This window comes from Streptomyces sp. NPDC042002, assembly GCF_055588305.1.
This window is the reverse complement of sequence record NZ_JBVJCT010000029.1, coordinates 99,367-116,037: the sequence shown is the minus strand read 5'-3', so window position 1 is coordinate 116,037 and position 16,671 is coordinate 99,367. Positions and strand designations below refer to the sequence as shown.

14 protein-coding genes are annotated in these 16,671 nt (G+C 70.2%); 9 read left to right on the top strand and 5 right to left on the bottom strand.

Features of this window, described 5'->3' with window-relative positions:
• Nucleotides 1-121: 121 nt before the first annotated feature.
• Nucleotides 122-901 carry a potassium channel family protein gene (locus tag ACZ6KY_RS31465; RefSeq protein ID WP_469313654.1) on the bottom strand — a complete coding sequence of 260 codons (780 nt, stop codon included), beginning with the start codon at nt 899-901 and terminating at the stop codon, nt 122-124.
• A gap of 75 nt (nt 902-976) precedes the next feature.
• A complete protein-coding gene (gene aceE, locus ACZ6KY_RS31460; protein WP_469313653.1) occupies nt 977-3,724 on the bottom strand; it encodes a pyruvate dehydrogenase (acetyl-transferring), homodimeric type in 2,748 nt (915 codons plus the stop codon).
• Between the two features lie 467 nt (nt 3,725-4,191).
• On the opposite strand from aceE, the gene ACZ6KY_RS31455 reads away from it, so the two are divergent.
• The 6 genes from ACZ6KY_RS31455 to ACZ6KY_RS31430 all read left to right on the top strand — a co-directional run bounded on the left by ACZ6KY_RS31455 (nt 4,192) and on the right by ACZ6KY_RS31430 (nt 8,804).
• Nucleotides 4,192-4,620 carry a DUF3052 domain-containing protein gene (locus tag ACZ6KY_RS31455; protein ID WP_081217087.1) on the top strand — a complete coding sequence of 143 codons (429 nt, stop codon included), beginning with the start codon at nt 4,192-4,194 and terminating at the stop codon, nt 4,618-4,620.
• 239 nt (nt 4,621-4,859) lie between these two features.
• Nucleotides 4,860-5,318 carry a peroxiredoxin gene (locus ACZ6KY_RS31450; protein WP_355857041.1) on the top strand — a complete coding sequence of 153 codons (459 nt, stop codon included), beginning with the start codon at nt 4,860-4,862 and terminating at the stop codon, nt 5,316-5,318.
• A gap of 113 nt (nt 5,319-5,431) precedes the next feature.
• Nucleotides 5,432-6,007, top strand: a complete 576-nt coding sequence (locus ACZ6KY_RS31445) for a TerD family protein (protein WP_328555763.1) — start codon at nt 5,432-5,434, stop codon at nt 6,005-6,007.
• Nucleotides 6,008-6,110: 103 nt separating this feature from the next.
• Nucleotides 6,111-6,686 carry a TerD family protein gene (locus ACZ6KY_RS31440; RefSeq protein WP_469313652.1) on the top strand — a complete coding sequence of 192 codons (576 nt, stop codon included), beginning with the start codon at nt 6,111-6,113 and terminating at the stop codon, nt 6,684-6,686.
• A gap of 135 nt (nt 6,687-6,821) precedes the next feature.
• Nucleotides 6,822-7,970 (top strand): DUF475 domain-containing protein, encoded by a 1,149-nt coding sequence (locus ACZ6KY_RS31435; protein ID WP_469313651.1) that lies wholly within the window; start codon nt 6,822-6,824, stop codon nt 7,968-7,970.
• A 96-nt stretch (nt 7,971-8,066) separates the two neighbouring features.
• A complete protein-coding gene (locus tag ACZ6KY_RS31430; RefSeq protein WP_469313650.1) occupies nt 8,067-8,804 on the top strand; it encodes a TerD family protein in 738 nt (245 codons plus the stop codon).
• Nucleotides 8,805-8,877: 73 nt separating this feature from the next.
• Here ACZ6KY_RS31430 and ACZ6KY_RS31425 read toward each other — a convergent pair whose 3' ends face one another.
• On the bottom strand, nt 8,878-9,789 hold the full coding sequence (locus tag ACZ6KY_RS31425; protein ID WP_469313649.1) for a TerD family protein: 912 nt from the start codon (nt 9,787-9,789) through the stop codon (nt 8,878-8,880).
• A gap of 180 nt (nt 9,790-9,969) precedes the next feature.
• Here ACZ6KY_RS31425 and ACZ6KY_RS31420 point away from each other — a divergent pair, with 180 nt between their 5' ends.
• From ACZ6KY_RS31420 to ACZ6KY_RS31410, 3 genes are read left to right on the top strand one after another with little or no spacing between them, the layout of a single operon-like run.
• Nucleotides 9,970-11,139 (top strand): HpcH/HpaI aldolase/citrate lyase family protein, encoded by a 1,170-nt coding sequence (locus ACZ6KY_RS31420; protein WP_469313648.1) that lies wholly within the window; start codon nt 9,970-9,972, stop codon nt 11,137-11,139.
• A 44-nt stretch (nt 11,140-11,183) separates the two neighbouring features.
• Complete coding sequence (locus tag ACZ6KY_RS31415; protein ID WP_469313647.1) at nt 11,184-13,679, top strand: phosphoribosyltransferase; 2,496 nt, start codon at nt 11,184-11,186, stop codon at nt 13,677-13,679.
• Nucleotides 13,679-14,506, top strand: coding sequence for an HAD family hydrolase (locus tag ACZ6KY_RS31410; protein WP_469313646.1), 828 nt, complete (start codon nt 13,679-13,681; stop codon nt 14,504-14,506). Before ACZ6KY_RS31415 ends, ACZ6KY_RS31410 begins: the two co-directional genes overlap by 1 nt.
• A 259-nt stretch (nt 14,507-14,765) precedes the next feature.
• Here ACZ6KY_RS31410 and ACZ6KY_RS31405 read toward each other — a convergent pair whose 3' ends face one another.
• Together ACZ6KY_RS31405 and ACZ6KY_RS31400 are read right to left on the bottom strand one after the other, a co-directional pair.
• Entirely contained in the window at nt 14,766-14,993 is a 228-nt protein-coding gene (locus tag ACZ6KY_RS31405; RefSeq protein WP_467756931.1) for an FmdB family zinc ribbon protein, read from the bottom strand.
• A 177-nt stretch (nt 14,994-15,170) separates the two neighbouring features.
• Entirely contained in the window at nt 15,171-16,631 is a 1,461-nt protein-coding gene (locus ACZ6KY_RS31400; RefSeq protein WP_469313645.1) for a hypothetical protein, read from the bottom strand.
• Between the last annotated feature and the right edge of the window lie 40 nt (nt 16,632-16,671).

The window sequence follows — 16,671 nt, the reverse complement described above, 5'->3', positions numbered from 1 at the left end:
AGCGAAGACACACCCCCCCCCCCCCCCCCCCCCCCCCCCCCCCCCCTCTCCCCCCCCCCCCCCCCCCCCCCCCCCCCCCCCCCCCCCCCCCAGGTCTGTACGGGGTGTTCCGCCGCCGGGTCTACGTGGAGGAGTGCTCCTCCGACCCCGCCGACAGGGGATGCGGCAGGATTCCCTGGCCGCCGGTCAACGCGGCGACCTCCGCCCGCAGGGCCCGTACCTCCGCCGTGAGCGCCTCGATCGCCGCGGTCTGCCGCCGCTCCTCCACGTCGTCCTTCTCGAACCGTGAGATGAACCAGGCGGCGATGTTCGCGGTGACCACACCGAGGAGGGCGATCCCGGAGAGCATCAGCCCGACCGCGAGAACGCGGCCCATCCCCGTCGTCGGGGCGTGATCGCCGTATCCCACGGTCGTCATCGTCGTGAACGACCACCACACCGCGTCACCCAGCGTCTTGATGTTCCCGTTCGGCGAGTCCCGCTCCACCGACAGCACGGCGAGCGAGCCGAACATCAGCAGGCCGATGACCGCGCCCCCGACATACGTCGTCAGCCGGATCTGCGAGGCCATCCGCGCGCGCCGCCCCACCAGCATCAGCGTGGAGACGAGCCGCAGCAGCCGCAGCGGCTGGAGGATCGGCAGGATCACGGCGCACAGGTCCAGCCAGTGGTCGCGGACGAAGGACCGCCGCTGCCGGGCGAGGGCGAGCCGGACGAGGTAGTCGGTGGCGAAGGCCCCCCACACCACCCACTCCACCAGCGTGCAGGTGAACGTCACCGAACGGCCGGCGTCGCTGTCCACGATCGGCACGGAGTACCCGAGGGCGAACGCCACCGCGAGGACGAGCAGGGGCCGCTGGGTGTGCAGCTCCCAACGGGCCTGTGCCGATTCTTCCGCCATGCCCGCATCGTAGAAAGAAAAGCGCGAGGGGCGCCGGGCCCGCGGCCCGCCGCCCCTCGTCCGTCGTACCGGCCGCTACGCGTCGCCGCCGGCCGCGCCCGGGTCGGCCGCCGTCACGTCGAGCAGCTGATAGCGGTCGACCGCCTGCTTCAGCACCGACCGGTCCACCCTGCCCTCACGGGCCAGCTCGGTCAGCACCGCGACCACGATCGACTGCGCGTCGATGTGGAAGAAACGCCGGGCCGCGCCGCGCGTGTCCGCGAAGCCGAAACCGTCCGCGCCGAGGGACTGGTAGGTGCCGGGCACCCACCGGGAGATCTGGTCGGGAACCGATCGCATCCAGTCGGATACGGCCACGAACGGACCCTGGGCGGCGGACAGCTTCCGCGTCACATACGGGACGCGCTGCTCCTCCTCGGGGTGCAGCAGATTGTGCCGCTCCACGTCGACGGCCTCGCGCCGCAGCTCGTTCCAGGACGTCGCCGACCAGACGTCGGCCCTGACGTTCCACTCCGCGGAGAGGATCCGCTGCGCCTCCAGGGCCCAGGGAACGGCGACACCGGAGGCCATGATCTGCGCGGGGATGGTGCCCGAGGTGCCCTCGCTGAAGCGGTAGAGGCCCTTCAGGATGCCCTCGGCGTCCACGTTCTCCGGCTCGGCCGGGTGCTGGAGCGGCTCGTTGTAGACGGTGAGGTAGTAGAAGACGTCCTCGCCGTGCGGGTGCTCCTCGGACGAGCCGTACATGCGGCGCAGACCGTCCTGGACGATGTGCGCGATCTCGAAGCCGAACGCCGGGTCGTAGGCGACGCAGCCCGGGTTCGTGGAGGCGAGCAGCTGCGAGTGGCCGTCCGCGTGCTGGAGGCCCTCACCGGTCAGCGTCGTCCGCCCGGCGGTCGCGCCCAGGACGAAACCGCGCGCCAACTGGTCGGCCATCTGCCAGAACTGGTCACCCGTTCGCTGGAAACCGAACATCGAGTAGAAGACGTAGACCGGGATGAGCGGCTCGCCGTGGGTGGCGTACGCCGAGCCCGCCGCGATCAGCGAGGCCGTGCAGCCCGCCTCCGAGATGCCGTCGTGCAGCATCTGGCCCGTCGGCGACTCCTTGTAGGCGAGCAGCAGTTCGCGGTCCACCGACTCGTACTGCTGGCCGAGCGGGTTGTAGATCTTCGCACTCGGGAAGAACGAGTCCATGCCGAACGTGCGGTACTCGTCGGGCGCGATCAGCACGAACCGCTTGCCGATCTCCTTGTCCCGCATGAGGTCCTTGAGCAGGCGCACAAAGGCCATGGTCGTGGCGATGGACTGCTGACCCGAGCCCTTCTTCACGCTCGCGTACGTCTTGTCCTCGGGCAGGACCAGCGGCTTCGACCGCACGACGCGCGTCGGGACGTACCCGCCGAGCCCCTTGCGGCGGTCGTGCATGTACTGGATCTCCTCCGAGTTCCGGCCCGGGTGGTAGTACGGCGGCGCGCCGTCCTCCAGCTCCCTGTCGGTGATCGGCAGGTGCAGCCGGTCGCGGAAGCCCTTGAGGTCGGCGACCGTCAGCTTCTTCATCTGGTGCGTGGCGTTGCGGCCCTCGAAGTTCGGGCCGAGCGTCCAGCCCTTGACCGTCTGCGCCAGGATCACCGTCGGCTGGCCCTTGTGCTCCTTGGCCGCCGAGAACGCCGCGAAGATCTTCTTGTGGTCGTGACCGCCGCGCCCCAGGTGCAGGATCTGGTCGTCGGTCATGCCATCGACCATCGCGCGCAGCCGGTGGTCGTCGCCGAAGAAGTGCCGGCGGATGTAATCGCCCGTCTCCGTGGCGTACGTCTGGAACTGGCCGTCCGGCGTGGTGTTCAGCCGGTTGACCAGCACCCCGTCGCGGTCCTGTGCGAGCAGCGGGTCCCAGGTGCGGTCCCAGACCAGCTTGATGACGTTCCAGCCGGCGCCCCGGAACTGCGACTCCAGCTCCTGGATGATCTTGCCGTTGCCGCGCACCGGGCCGTCGAGGCGCTGGAGGTTGCAGTTCACGACGAAGGTCAGGTTGTCCAGACCCTCGCGCGCGGCGATCGACAGCTGGCCGAGCGACTCCGGCTCGTCCATCTCGCCGTCGCCGAGGAACGCCCATACGTGGGACTTGGAGGTGTCCGCGATGTCGCGCGCCTCCATGTAGCGGTTCATCCGTGCCTGGAAGATCGCGCCGAGCGGGCCGAGGCCCATCGACACGGTCGGGAACTCCCAGAAGTCCGGCATGAGCCGCGGGTGCGGGTACGAGGACAGTCCGTAGGGCGCCTTCGACTTCTCCTGGCGGAACGCGTCGAGCTGCTGCTCGGAGAGCCGGTCGAGGAGGAACGCGCGGGCGTAGATGCCCGGCGAGGCGTGGCCCTGGAAGAAGATCTGGTCGCCGCCGTCGCCCTCGTCCTTGCCGCGGAAGAAGTGGTTGAAGCCGACGTCGTACAGAGAGGCCGAGGAGGCGAAGGTCGCGATGTGGCCGCCGACGCCGATGCCGGGGCGCTGCGCCCTGGAGACCATCACCGCGGCGTTCCAGCGGGTCGCGTTCAGGACCTTGCGCTCGATCTCCTCGTTGCCGGGGAAGAACGGCTCGTCCTTGGTGGCGATCGTGTTGACGTAGTCCGTGCTGCGCATCTCGGGCACGGCCACGCGCTTCTCACGGGCCCGCTCGATGAGCCGCAGCATCAGATAGCGGGCCCGCTCGCGGCCGCGCTGGTCGACGGCGGCGTCGAGGGAGTCGAGCCACTCCTGAGTCTCCTCAGGGTCGAAGTCCGGGACCTGGCTGGGAAGGCCGCCAATGATGATCGGGTTGCGATCGGATCCGGAAGCCACGCTGTTCCTTCGCTGTCAGAGGGCTGTCTACGGTGGGTTTTCCCTGCATCTGCACCGATCCCCATCGTGTACCCCGCGTACGCGTTCGTCATCTCTACCAGGGGGTAACCGAGACGTCCGTGCAGACCGTTGGGACGGGCCCGACCAAAACGTAACGATACGCTCAGGGCGTGACGCGTTCCGCAAAGCCGTTCGGCTCTCGTACGCTCCAAGGGTTCCGAATGGAATAAATGGGGCAGAAGAGTGTGGTGCCCGTCACGTGGCGTCATGATGGCCCGCCGGGAGTTGCGTCGGCACTGCCAGGATCGTCACCGTTTCGGCGGTCTCGACGGCCGGGTACTTGCGCGATCCGCTCCGCCCGTGTGGACTACGGCCAACGCTTCGCGCACGCGCGTGGCTGAGACTCCCCCGACTCTGGACGAGCAGGGGGAGAACCCATATTCCGAAACATGATCAGGAGGCAAGCCGTGAGCGCGACCGCGGACCACGCGGAGGAGCGGACCAACCCGGCCGCCAGGCTGGGGTTCGAGCCCGGACAGGTGGTCCAGGAGATCGGCTTCGACGACGACGTTGACCACGAGCTCCGTGAAGGCATCGAATCGCTGATCGGCCAGGATCTGGTCGACGAGGACTACGACGACGTCGCTGACGTGGTGCTGTTGTGGTTCCGGGACGAGGACGGCGATCTCACGGACGCACTGGTGGACGTCATCGGTCTCCTTGAGGACGGCGGCATGATCTGGCTGCTGACCCCGAAGACCGGCAGGGACGGTTACGTCGAGCCCAGCGACATCAGTGATGCCGCACAGACAGCCGGCCTCTCCCAGACGAAGAGCATCTCCGTCGGCAAGGAATGGTCGGGTACCCGCCTGGCCACCCCCAAGTCGAAGCGCTGAGCTGCAGCCCCGTCTGCAAGCAGAGCATCCGTGAGGCCCCCGCCGAGCCACCTCGGCGGGGGCCTCACGCATATCCCGAACCAGCCGGGCGGGAGCCTCGCACGCACCCGTGAACCGGCCCCGCGGGGGTCCCGCGCACCGCCCGGACGCCCCCGCGGGGGTCGCGCCGCGGCCGGGAGTCGATCACTGCGTACGCTGGTCGTCACCCGAACAGACCTTTGGAAGGGAAGCGAGTGACTATGGCCATCGAGGTCGGCACCAAGGCCCCGGACTTCGAGCTGAAGGACAACCACGGCGCCACCGTGAAACTGTCCGACTTCCGTGGCGAGAAGAACGTCGTCCTGCTCTTCTACCCCTTCGCTTTCACCGGCGTGTGCACCGGCGAGCTGTGCTCCCTGCGCGACAACCTGCCGCAGTTCGCCGACCGCGACACCCAGCTCCTCGCGGTCTCCAACGACTCCATCCACACCCTGCGCGTCTTCGCCGAGCAGGAGGGCCTGGAGTACCCGCTGCTCTCCGACTTCTGGCCGCACGGCAACATTTCGCGCGCGTACGGCGTCTTCGACGAGGACAAGGGCTGCGCCGTGCGCGGCACGTTCATCATCGACAAGGAGGGCGTCGTCCGCTGGACCGTGGTCAACGCGCTGCCGGACGCGCGTGACCTGAACGAGTACGTCAAGGCGCTCGACACCCTGTGATTCTTCGGTTCCGGCCCTGCGGGGCACGGGAACCCGTCACTAGGATCGAACCGTTGATCCGATACCAACGCACCTACGGGGCTCCCCGCCCCTGAACACCATTGGGAGGACTCGTGGGAGTCAGCCTCAGCAAGGGCGGCAACGTATCGCTGTCGAAGGAGGCCCCGGGACTGACCGCGGTCATCGTCGGTCTGGGATGGGACGCCCGGACCACCACCGGCGTGGACTTCGACCTCGACGCCAGCGCCATCCTCACGAACACGGACGGCAAGGTCAGCACCGACCAGAACTTCGTGTTCTTCAACAACCTGAAGAGCCCGGACGGCTCGGTGGAGCACACCGGTGACAACACCACGGGCGAGGGCGAGGGCGACGACGAGCAGATCAAGGTCAACCTCGCCACCGTTCCGGCCGACATCCAGAAGATCGTGTTCCCGGTCTCGATCTACGACGCCGAGAACCGCCAGCAGTCCTTCGGTCAGGTCCGCAACGCCTACATCCGCGTGGTGAACCAGGCCGGCGAGGCGGAGATCGCGCGCTACGACCTCTCCGAGGACGCCTCGACGGAGACCGCGATGGTCTTCGGCGAGCTCTACCGCAACGGCGCCGAGTGGAAGTTCCGCGCCATCGGCCAGGGCTACGCCTCGGGCCTGCGCGGCATCGCGCAGGACTTCGGCGTCAACGTCTGAGCCACAGGGCCCTCGGGCATCTCGGTCCGGTGCCGCACCACCTCGGTGCGGTACCGGATCCGCCGTACCAAGTGAAGATCGAACCTCGGGGAGGACCAGCATCATGGGCGTCACGCTCGCCAAGGGGGGCAATGTCTCCCTCTCGAAGGCCGCACCGAACCTCACACAGGTGATGATCGGGCTCGGCTGGGACGCGCGCTCCACCACCGGAGCCGACTTCGACCTCGACGCCAGCGCCCTGCTGTGCAGCGGCGGCCGGGTGCTCGGGGACGAGTGGTTCATCTTCTACAACCAGCTCAAGAGCCCGGACGGCTCGGTCGAGCACACCGGTGACAACCTCACGGGTGAGGGCGAGGGCGACGACGAGTCGATCCTGATCGATCTCGCCAAGGTCCCGGCCAACGTCGACAAGATCGTCTTCCCGGTCTCCATCCACGACGCGGACAACCGCGGCCAGACCTTCGGCCAGGTCAGCAACGCGTTCATCCGGGTCGTCAACCAGGCCGACGGCCAGGAACTCGCCCGCTACGACCTCTCCGAGGACGCCTCCACCGAAACGGCGATGATCTTCGGTGAGGTCTACCGCTACAACGCCGAGTGGAAGTTCCGCGCGGTCGGGCAGGGGTACGCGTCCGGACTGCGGGGCATCGCACTCGACTTCGGGGTCAACGTTTCTTAGGCCCACCTGCGTCAGTCGAAGGCGGCCCCTTAGACTTCGTGGTCAACAGTAGGTAAAGCCGAGTACGGCGCGGGGGCGACCCTCCCCCAAGCTGACGCTTGGGGGTGCCCCCACCACACGATGATTGGGTAGCCAGTGCTTCTGAAAACCTTCGGCTGGTCGTTCGCGATTACCGCGCTCGGCCTGGTCGCAGCGGCCGTCTACGGGGGGTGGACCGCCCTTGGCGTCGTGGCGATCCTGGCCGTCCTGGAGATCTCGCTGTCCTTCGACAACGCGGTGGTCAACGCCGGAATCCTGAAGAAGATGAATGCCTTCTGGCAGAAGATCTTCCTCACCGTCGGCGTGCTGATCGCCGTCTTCGGCATGCGCCTGGTCTTCCCCGTCGTGATCGTCGCCATCAGCGCCAAGATCGGCCCGATCGACGCGGTCGATCTCGCGCTGAACGACAAGGACAAGTACCAGCAGCTCGTGACCGACGCGCACCCGTCGATCGCGGCCTTCGGCGGCATGTTCCTGCTGATGATCTTCCTCGACTTCATCTTCGAGGACCGGGACATCCAGTGGCTGCGCTGGATCGAGCGCCCGCTGGCCAAGCTCGGCAAGGTCGACATGCTCTCGGTCTGCATCGCCCTGATCGTCCTGCTGATCAGCTCCATGACCTTCGCCGTCCACGCCCACCAGCACGGCGGCGGACACGTCGACAAGGCGCAGACGGTGCTGGTCTCCGGCATCGCGGGCCTGATCACGTACATGATCGTCGGCGGACTCTCCGGCTACTTCGAGGACAGACTCGAAGAGGACGAGGAGCGTGAACACGAGGCGGAGGAGGAGGCCGAGCGGACCGGCAAGAAGAAGCCGGCCATCGTCCTCGCCGGCCAGGCCGCGTTCTTCATGTTCCTCTACCTGGAAGTGCTGGACGCCTCCTTCTCCTTCGACGGAGTCATCGGCGCCTTCGCCATCACCAACGACATCGTGCTGATGGCGCTCGGCCTCGGCATCGGCGCCATGTACGTCCGGTCGCTCACGGTCTACCTGGTCCGCCAGGGCACGCTCGACGACTACGTCTACCTGGAGCACGGCGCGCACTACGCGATCGGCGCCCTGGCGATGATCCTCCTCGTGACCATCCAGTACGAGATCAACGAGGTCGTCACCGGGCTCGTCGGCGTCATCCTGATCGCCTTGTCCTTCTGGTCCTCGGTGCGCCGGAACAAGGCACTCGCCGAGGCCGAGGGAAAAGGCCCGACCTCGGACGAGAAGGCTGAGGTCTCGTCCGGGGTGTGACACCCCTCCGGCTGAGGAACGCTCTGAGCGGGGCGGTCGTCGAGGATGAGTCCTCCGCGGCCGCCCCGCCGCATACCGAGAAACGTGGGGGGCGGAATGGGCATCTGGCAGGACCTGTGGCGCGGGCGCTCGGCGGACTTCGACTCCGGCAGCGCGGCGTCCAACTCCATCGAAATGACCAAGCGCAACCACACGGTCTCGCTCACCAAACAGGGCGCGGCCACCGGCAACCTCCGCATCAACCTGTCCTGGCGGATGCGCACCTCCGACATAGGCGGGCCGCAGCGCGACAGCCTGCTGCGCCACCCGTTCCGCACCTTCAAGCCGGAAGTGGTCCAGGCGCACACCCAGAGCATGGTCAACGTCGACCTCGACCTCGGCGTCATGTACGAGCTGACGGACGGCACCAAGGGCGTCGTCCAGCCGCTCGGCAGCTTCTTCGGCGAACTCAACGCCCCGCCGTACGTCAAGCTCAGCGGCGACGACCGCTTCGGTTCGGGCTCGGGCGAGACGGCCTTCGTCAACCTCGACCACCGCGACGACATCAAGCGGCTGCTGGTGTTCGTCTACATCTACGACCAGACCCCGGCCTTCGACCGTACGCACGCCGTCATCACGCTGTATCCGAGCAACGGCCCGCGCATCGAGATCGGCCTGGAGGAACGCCATCCGCAGGCCCGCTCCTGCGCCGTCGTCATGATCGAGTTCAACAAGGGCGTGGTGACCGTACGCCGCGAGGTGAGGTTCGTGTACGGCTTCCAGGCCGAACTCGACCGGCTCTACGGCTGGGGGCTCCAGTGGGGCCGCGGGTACAAGTCGAAGGTCGACCGTTAGCGGGCGGCCGGGCTCGACGGCCGCCCGGCGCTCACGCTTAGCGGCACCAGCGGCACCAGCGGCACCAGCGGTCTCAGCGGCCGATGAACTGCGGCCCCTGCGGCGGCAGCCTGAAGTCCGGGTCCGGCGCCGCGCCCACGGCCTGCGGGAAGCCGTACGCGGGCTGTGTGGCCGGCGCGGTCTGCGGCTGGGGGTAGCCGTAGGCGGACGGGTCCGCCTGCTGGCCGGCCGGCTGGGGGTAGCCGTACGCCGGCCCGGTCGCGGCAGCCGCGGCGGGCTGCGGATAGCCGTACGCGGGCTGCTGCGGGACCGGGGCCGACTGCTGCTGGACCGGGGCGGAATGCTCCGGCGGGAGCGGCAGCGAGGTCTCGGGAGCCGTCGCGGGCGCGGCCCAGGCGGCCGGCTCCGGCGCGGACCCGGCCGCGGGCACCGCGGCGGCCTCGGACTCGTCCACCGAGATCCCGAAGTCGGTCGCGAGCCCCACCAGACCGTTCGAGTAGCCCTCGCCGAGCGCCCGGAACTTCCATCCCTCACCACGCCGGTACAGCTCGCCGCAGATCAGCGCGGTCTCCGCACCGGTCTCCGGCTTGATGTCGAAGTACGCCAGCGGTTCACCGTCGGCGAGGGCCGCGTCGTACAGCAGAATGCGCAGATCACGTACGCGATCGAAGGTGACGTCATCAGCCGATGCGACCAGCAGAATCTGTCCGACACCGGACTCGACACCCGTCAGATCCGTCTGGATGGTGTCCGTGAGGCCCTCGGCGCCGCGTTTCTTGCCGAGCCGCCACACCTTGCCGGACGGATGGCGGGGCTGGTTGTAGAAGACGAAGTCCTCGTCGGATCGCACACGACCGTCGGGGCCGAGGAGCAGCGCCGAGGCATCGACATCGGGGACACCCTGACCGGGCGTCCAGCGCAGGACGGCGCGCACCGCTGTGGCGTCCAGCGGGACGTTCGACCCTTTCAGCATCGCGTGCGTCATGCGGTCATCCTGCCCTGTCGGTCCTGGTCACGACAATGTGGGGTCGTTCCGGAACCGGTCGGTGTTGGACATGGCGGAGTTACCTGAACTTCATGCCCGGTGGGAATCTCTGACATGGATCCGTACGTACTATTACCGGCCACATCACATTTGGCCACCTAGCCGCCGCGGGGGAGTCCCATGCGTCATTTCGGTCACGTCACCCCGGAAGAGCGGCAACGCCTCTTCCACCGGGAGCCCGGCGTCTTCACGTCCGACTCTCCGGCCAGAGTCCTCGCCGCGGCCCTCGGGGCGACGCTGTACAGCCCGGCGACCCGGCCGACCCTGGCCGACGACATCGTCAAGCAGACCACGCGCGGCGTGGTCTCGATGGTGCTGTGCCTGGAGGATTCGATCGACGACTCCGAGGTCGTGGGCGCCGAGGAGAACCTGGTCCGCCAGTTCACCGACCTCGCGGCCCGCCCGGAGGCCGGTGAGCTGCCCCTGCTGTTCGTGCGGGTCCGCTTCCCCGAGCAGATCCCCGACCTCGTGCGGCGTCTCGGCCCCGCCGTCCGGCTGCTGTCCGGATTCGTGATGCCGAAGTTCACCGAGGAACGCGGTACCCCGTTCCTGGAGGCCCTCGCCACCGCCGAGACGGCGAGCGGCCGGCGGCTCTTCGCCATGCCCGTCCTGGAGTCGCCCGAGCTGCTCTACCGCGAATCGCGCGTGGAGACCCTGGAGGGCATCTCCCGCGCCGTCGACAAGTACCGCGACCGGGTGCTCGCGCTGCGCCTCGGCGTGACGGACTTCTGCTCCTCGTACGGGCTGCGCCGCGCCCCCGACATGACGGCGTACGACGTCCAGGTGGTCGCCTCCGTGATCGCCGACGTGGTGAACATGCTGGGCCGGGCCGACGGCACCGGCTTCACCGTCACCGGGCCGGTGTGGGAGTACTTCCGCGTCCAGGAGCGCATGTTCAAGCCGCAGCTGCGCCGCAGCCCCTTCCTGGAGGGCCAGGCGGAGGAACTGCGCGAGACGCTGCTCGAGCACGCCATGGACGGGCTGCTGCGCGAGATCACCCTCGACCAGGCCAACGGCCTGATGGGCAAGACCTGCATCCACCCCTCGCACGTACTGCCCGTGCACGCACTGTCCGTGGTCAGCCACGAGGAATTCAGTGACGCCCAGGACATCCTCAGGCCGGAGCGCGGCGGCGGGGGTGTACTGAGGTCGGCGTACACGAACAAAATGAACGAGGTGAAGCCGCATCGCGCCTGGGCCGAGCGCACCCTGCTGCGCGCCGAGGTCTTCGGGGTCGCCCACGAGGACATCGGCTTCGTCGAGCTGCTCACCGCCGGACTCCCGGCGTGAGCCGGCCCGCCCGAGCGAAGCGCAACCCCGACAGCAAGGAACCGATGAACACCCCAGCGCACGACCCGAACCACCCCGACGACGCGCACGGCCCGCACGCCACGGATGACGCGGTGTGGACCGGGACCTGGGTCGCCGAGCGGCTCGGCGTCGAGCTCGTCGGCGACGAAGGGCTGAGCGGCCTGCTGGGGCTCGCGCTGCGGCGCAACCCCAAGCGCGCCCACCTGCTCGTCTCCAACGTCCTGGGCAAGCACGTGCCGCAGTCGCCGGCCGTCGTCCACGGGTACGGCGTCGCGCTCGGCCAACGGGTGCTCGCACTGCTGGGCACCGAGGACGCCCGCGCCGCCGTGGTCCTCGGGTACGCCGAGACGGCCACCGGGCTCGGCCACTCGGTCGCGGACGGGGTGGGCGTCGCGCCCTACCTCCACTCCACCCGCCGACCGGTCACCGGGGTCCGGCCGGCGGGCGGCTTCGAGGAGTCCCACTCGCACGCCACCTCGCACCTCCTCCTGCCCGAGGACCCGGGTCTGCTGGCGGGCTCCGGCCCGCTGGTCCTCGTCGACGACGAGTTCTCCACCGGCAACACCGTCCTCAACACCATCCGCGACCTGCACCAGCGCTACCCGCGCGAGCGGTACGTCGTCGTGGCGCTGGTCGACATGCGGTCGGCGGCCGACCACGCGCGCTTCGAGAAGTTCGCCGGGGACATCGGCGCCCGCGTGGACCTGATCGCGGCCGCGTCGGGCACCGTGCGCCTCCCCGAGGACGTCCTGGCGAAGGGAACGGCCCTGGTCGCCCGGCACGAACAGGCGGCACCCGGCACCCCCGCCCCGGGGAACGCGGGCCGGGCCGTCCGCGTCGAGCTCGGCTGGCCGCACGGCCTCCCCGACGGCGGACGGCACGGATTCACGCCCGGACACCGAATACGTCTGAACGCCGCCCTGCCCGCCATGGCGGCCCGGCTCGCCGACGCCCTGCCCGACGGCGCGCGCCGCGTCCTGGTGCTCGGCTTCGAGGAGCTGATGTACGCGCCGCTCCGACTGGCCCGCGAGCTGGAGCGGTTGGTCCCCGCCGAGGTGCGCTCCTCCACCACGACCCGGTCCCCGGTGCTCGCCCTCGACGACCCCGGCTACGCCATCCGCAGCCGCATCGCCTTCCCGGCCCACGACGACCCGGACGACGGCCCCGGCGAGCGCTACGCCTACAACGTCGCGGGCGCCGGCTTCGACGCCGTCGTGGCGGTCGTCGACTCCACCGCCGACACCCCCGAACTGCACGCGCCCGACGGCCTGCTGGCCCAGCTGGCGGCGCACACCCCGCGTGTCCTGCTCGCCGTCGTCCCGTCGTACGTCCCCGCACGGCCGTCCACCGAAAGGCCCTCCATGCTGCCCGAGCCCCTCCGCGGCCCCGCCTTCTCCTCGTACGCCCCCGACGAGGTCGGCTGGCTGCTGCGGGACCTGTCGGACGTGACGCTGGAGGCGCCGACCGAGGAGCGCGAGGAGGCGATCCAGAGCGGCGGCGCCCACTACGCCGAGTCGCTGCCGGTCGAGTACCAGCCGAGCACCGAGTACCAGGAGCTCTTCCGCGCGGCCCTCGCCACCTCGGCAGCCCGGATCGCCGAGGCCGTCGGCGCCGTCACCGAACTCGTCCTCGCCGACCGCTCGCCGCGCCCCGTCCTGGTGTCCCTGGCCCGGGCCGGCACTCCCGTCGGCGTCCTGATGCGCCGCTGGGCCCAGCACCAGCACGGCCTCGACCTGCCGCACTACGCCGTCTCCATCGTCCGCGGCCGTGGCATCGACGCCAACGCGCTGCGCTGGCTCGCCGCCCACCACGACCCGGCCGACGTCGTCTTCGTCGACGGCTGGACAGGCAAGGGCGCCATCACCCGCGAACTTGCCGACGCCATCGAGGAGTTCGAGGAGGCCGAGGGCGTCACCGGCTTCGACCCGGAGATAGCGGTGCTCGCCGACCCGGGCTCCTGCGTGCGCACGTACGGCACCCGCGAGGACTTCCTCATCCCCTCCGCCTGCCTCAACTCCACCGTCTCCGGGCTGATTTCGCGCACGGTCCTGCGCTCCGACCTGGTCGGCGAACACGACTTCCACGGCGCGAAGTTCTACCGCGAGCTCGCCGGCTCCGACGTCTCCGTCGAGTTCCTTGACGCCGTCGCCGCCCACTTCCCCGACGTCGCCGAAGCGGCCCGCGACCGGGCGAAGGAACTCCTCGCGGCGGACCGCACCCCCACCTGGGAGGGCTGGGCGGCGGTCGAGCGGATCAGCGAGGAGTACGGGATCCACGACGTGAACCTCGTCAAGCCGGGCGTCGGTGAGACCACCCGCGTGCTGCTGCGCCGGGTCCCCTGGAAGATCCTCGCGCGCGCCGGAGCGGGCGCCGACCTCGACCATGTCCGGCTGCTCGCCGGACAGCGCGGGGTACCCGTCGAAGAGGTCGAGGAACTCCCGTACACCTGCGTGGGGTTGATCCACCCGAAGTACACGCGTGGCGCGACCGGTGCCGACGGCAAGTCGGTGACGCTCTGATGTCCGTGCCCAAGGTGCTCGTCGCCAGCGACCTCGACCGTACGCTCATCTACTCCTCGGCCGCGCTCGCGCTGACCATGCCGGACGCGCGCGCCCCCCGGCTGCTCTCCGTCGAGGTGCACGAGAACAAGCCGCTGTCCTACATGACGGAGACGGCCGCGGCGCTGCTGACCGAACTCGGCGACATCGCGCACTTCGTGCCCACCACGACCCGCACCCGCAAGCAGTACCAGCGCATCAACCTGCCCGGCCCGGCCCCGGAGTACGCGATCTGCGCCAACGGCGGACACCTGCTGGTCGACGGTGTCTCCGACCCCGACTGGCACGCGGGCGTGAAGGAGCGGCTCGCCTCCGAGTGCGCGCCGCTCGACGAGGTGCGCGAGCACCTGGAGGCCACCGCGGACCCGCACTGGGTGCGCAAGCACCGGGTCGCCGAGGACCTGTTCGCCTATCTGGTGGTGGAGCGGGAACTGCTCCCGGAGCAGTGGGTGAAGGACCTGGCCGTGTGGGCGGAGAACCGCGGCTGGACGGTCTCGTTGCAGGGCCGCAAGATCTACGCCGTGCCGAAGCCGCTCACCAAGAGCGCGGCCGTGTACGAGGTCGCCCGCCGCACCGGAGCCGTCCTGACCCTCGCCGCCGGGGACTCGCTGCTCGACGCCGACCTGCTGCTCGCCGCCGACCGCGGCTGGCGCCCGGGCCACGGTGAACTCGCCGAGGCCGACTGGACGGCACCGGCGATCACCGCGCTGCCGGAGCGGGGTGTCGCGGCGGGGGAGCGGATCCTGCGCGAGTTCGTGGGCGCCTGCGCCGGCGCGGGCCAGGCCTGAGGCAGACGCGGAACCCGGTTCCGGTCCCTCGTGGTGCCGGTCCCGTGGTCCCGGTCCGCGCGTGGTGCCGGTCCCGTGGTGGTGGGTGTGTCCGGCGGCCGTTCGGCCCCTGGCACACCCGGCTCGGGACCGGACCGATCGGCATGCCGAACGTGGTTCCGGCCCTGTCGCGTCGGGGCGCGCGGGGCCGCCCGGTCAGGGGTCTGCCAGTCTGCCCGGTCAGGGGTCTGCCCGGTTCGGGACCGGGTGGGCCCCCGGATCAGCCGCAGCAGCCGCCGCCGCAGCACCCGCCTCCGCCGCCACTCGAACGCGGCGCGGGCGCCGGCGCGGACGCCGAGCCGCCCCTGGCGACGGCGACCGTCGACAGCAGTTTGACGGTGTCGTCGTGCCCGGCCGGACAGGCCGCGGGAGCGGCGGACTCGGCCATGGGGCGGCTCAGTTCAAAGGTGTCGCCGCAGGTCCGGCAGCGGTACTCGTAGCGAGGCATGCGCACAGGTTAGCCGGAAAGAGCGACAGTTCCGCAGGGCTCCGGAACCGGGATGACGGGACAGCGGTGCGGCGTCTGGGCGGCACAGCGCCGGGCTCCGAGGCGTCAGAGCGCCGGATGGACATCGGTGACGTGACGCAGCGGAGTTCTTGCCCAGTGCCTTCCGCGGGACGTTCCTCAGACGCCGCCGCGCTGCTCGCGGATCTGCGCGACCACGCCCGCCACCGTCTGGCGCACGGCCTCCGTCTCGGTCAGGAAGTGCCAGTAGTCGGGATGCCGGCCCTCCAGCGTGGCGACAGCCCGGTCGAGCCGGGTCACGGAGTCGTCGAGCGGACGCGCCTGGCGGGGGTCGGGGGTCGTACGGCCCGCCATGGCCAGCCGCTGCGCGTCCCGGATCGCGAACCGGGTGCGGTCGATCTCCTGCTGGGGATCCTTCTGCACGGCGTTCAGCCGCCGCAGCCGGTCACCCGCCGCAGACACGGCCTCGTCCGTGCTGTTCAGCAGCGCGCGCACCGTCGCCAGCAGTGAGGCCGCGTCCGGCCAGCGCTGCGCCTCGCGCGCGGCCCGCGCCTCCTTCAGCTTCGCCTCGGCCTGCCGTACGTTCTCCGAGGCCTGCTCCGGCACGTGCTGGAGGTCCTGCCAGCACGCCGCCGAGAACCGCCGCCGCAACTCGCTCAGCACCGGCTCCACCTGCCCCGAGCGCGTCGTCAGCGCCTGCGCGCGGGTCCGCAGCGAAACGAGCCGGTGGTCGATCTCGGCGGCCCGCTCCGGCAGCCGCTCCGCCTCCGAGCAGACCGCCGCGGCCTCCCGCGACACCCGCTCGGCACGCTCCAGCGTCTCCGGCACGCCGTGCTTCCCGGCGCCCTGGTTGAGCTTGGTCAGCTCGGGCCCGAGCGCGGCGAGCCGGGCGGCGAGATCGTCGGCCTTCAGCCCCGACCGCCGTACGGCGTCGAGGGCGTTCGAGGCGGCCAGCAGCGCCTGCCGGGCGCGCTCGACGGCCGGGGCCAGCCGGGCGAGCTGGGTCTCGGCCTTGCCGAGCAGCGGGCCGAGGCTCTGCTCGAACCGGTCCAGATCGGCCTTCACACGGACCAGTTCGTCCTTCGCGGCGACGAGTTCGCCGCGCGCCCGCGCCGCGACCGACGCCTCCAGTTCGTCCCGGTCCAGATCATGGGCGTCGACGGCGGTGATGTACTTCTGGCTGGCCTCGTCGATCCGCCGCCCCAGCGCCTCGAAGTCGGAGACCACGCGCCGGGCGGCCGGGGAGTCGTCCACGGCCGTGATGGTCTCGATCGAGATCCGCAGGTCGCGCTGGGCGGTGTCGAGTTCGTAGAACGCCGCCGCGGCGGCGTCCTTGGCGGCCTGCGCCTCGGCCCGCTGGCCCTCGGACCGGCCGCCGAACCAGCGCCGGGTGCCGCCTCCCGCGAAGGCCGAGGGCAGCGCGAGCGCGACCAGCAGGGGCAGGGTGACGAGCGTGAGCACGTCACGGGCGACGGACGGACGAGACGAACGAGGAGAACGCACCGGGCGCACCGGCCGCTCCCGTCGCTCCGGTGATGGGCCCCGCCGGGCGGCTAGAGGGTGTGCAGGCCGCGCGGGTCCCGCGAACGGCGAATACGGCTGCGAAGGTGTCGCCGTCACATCCCTCTCCCGTGCTGTCATCCGCCTTGCCCGGCTGTCA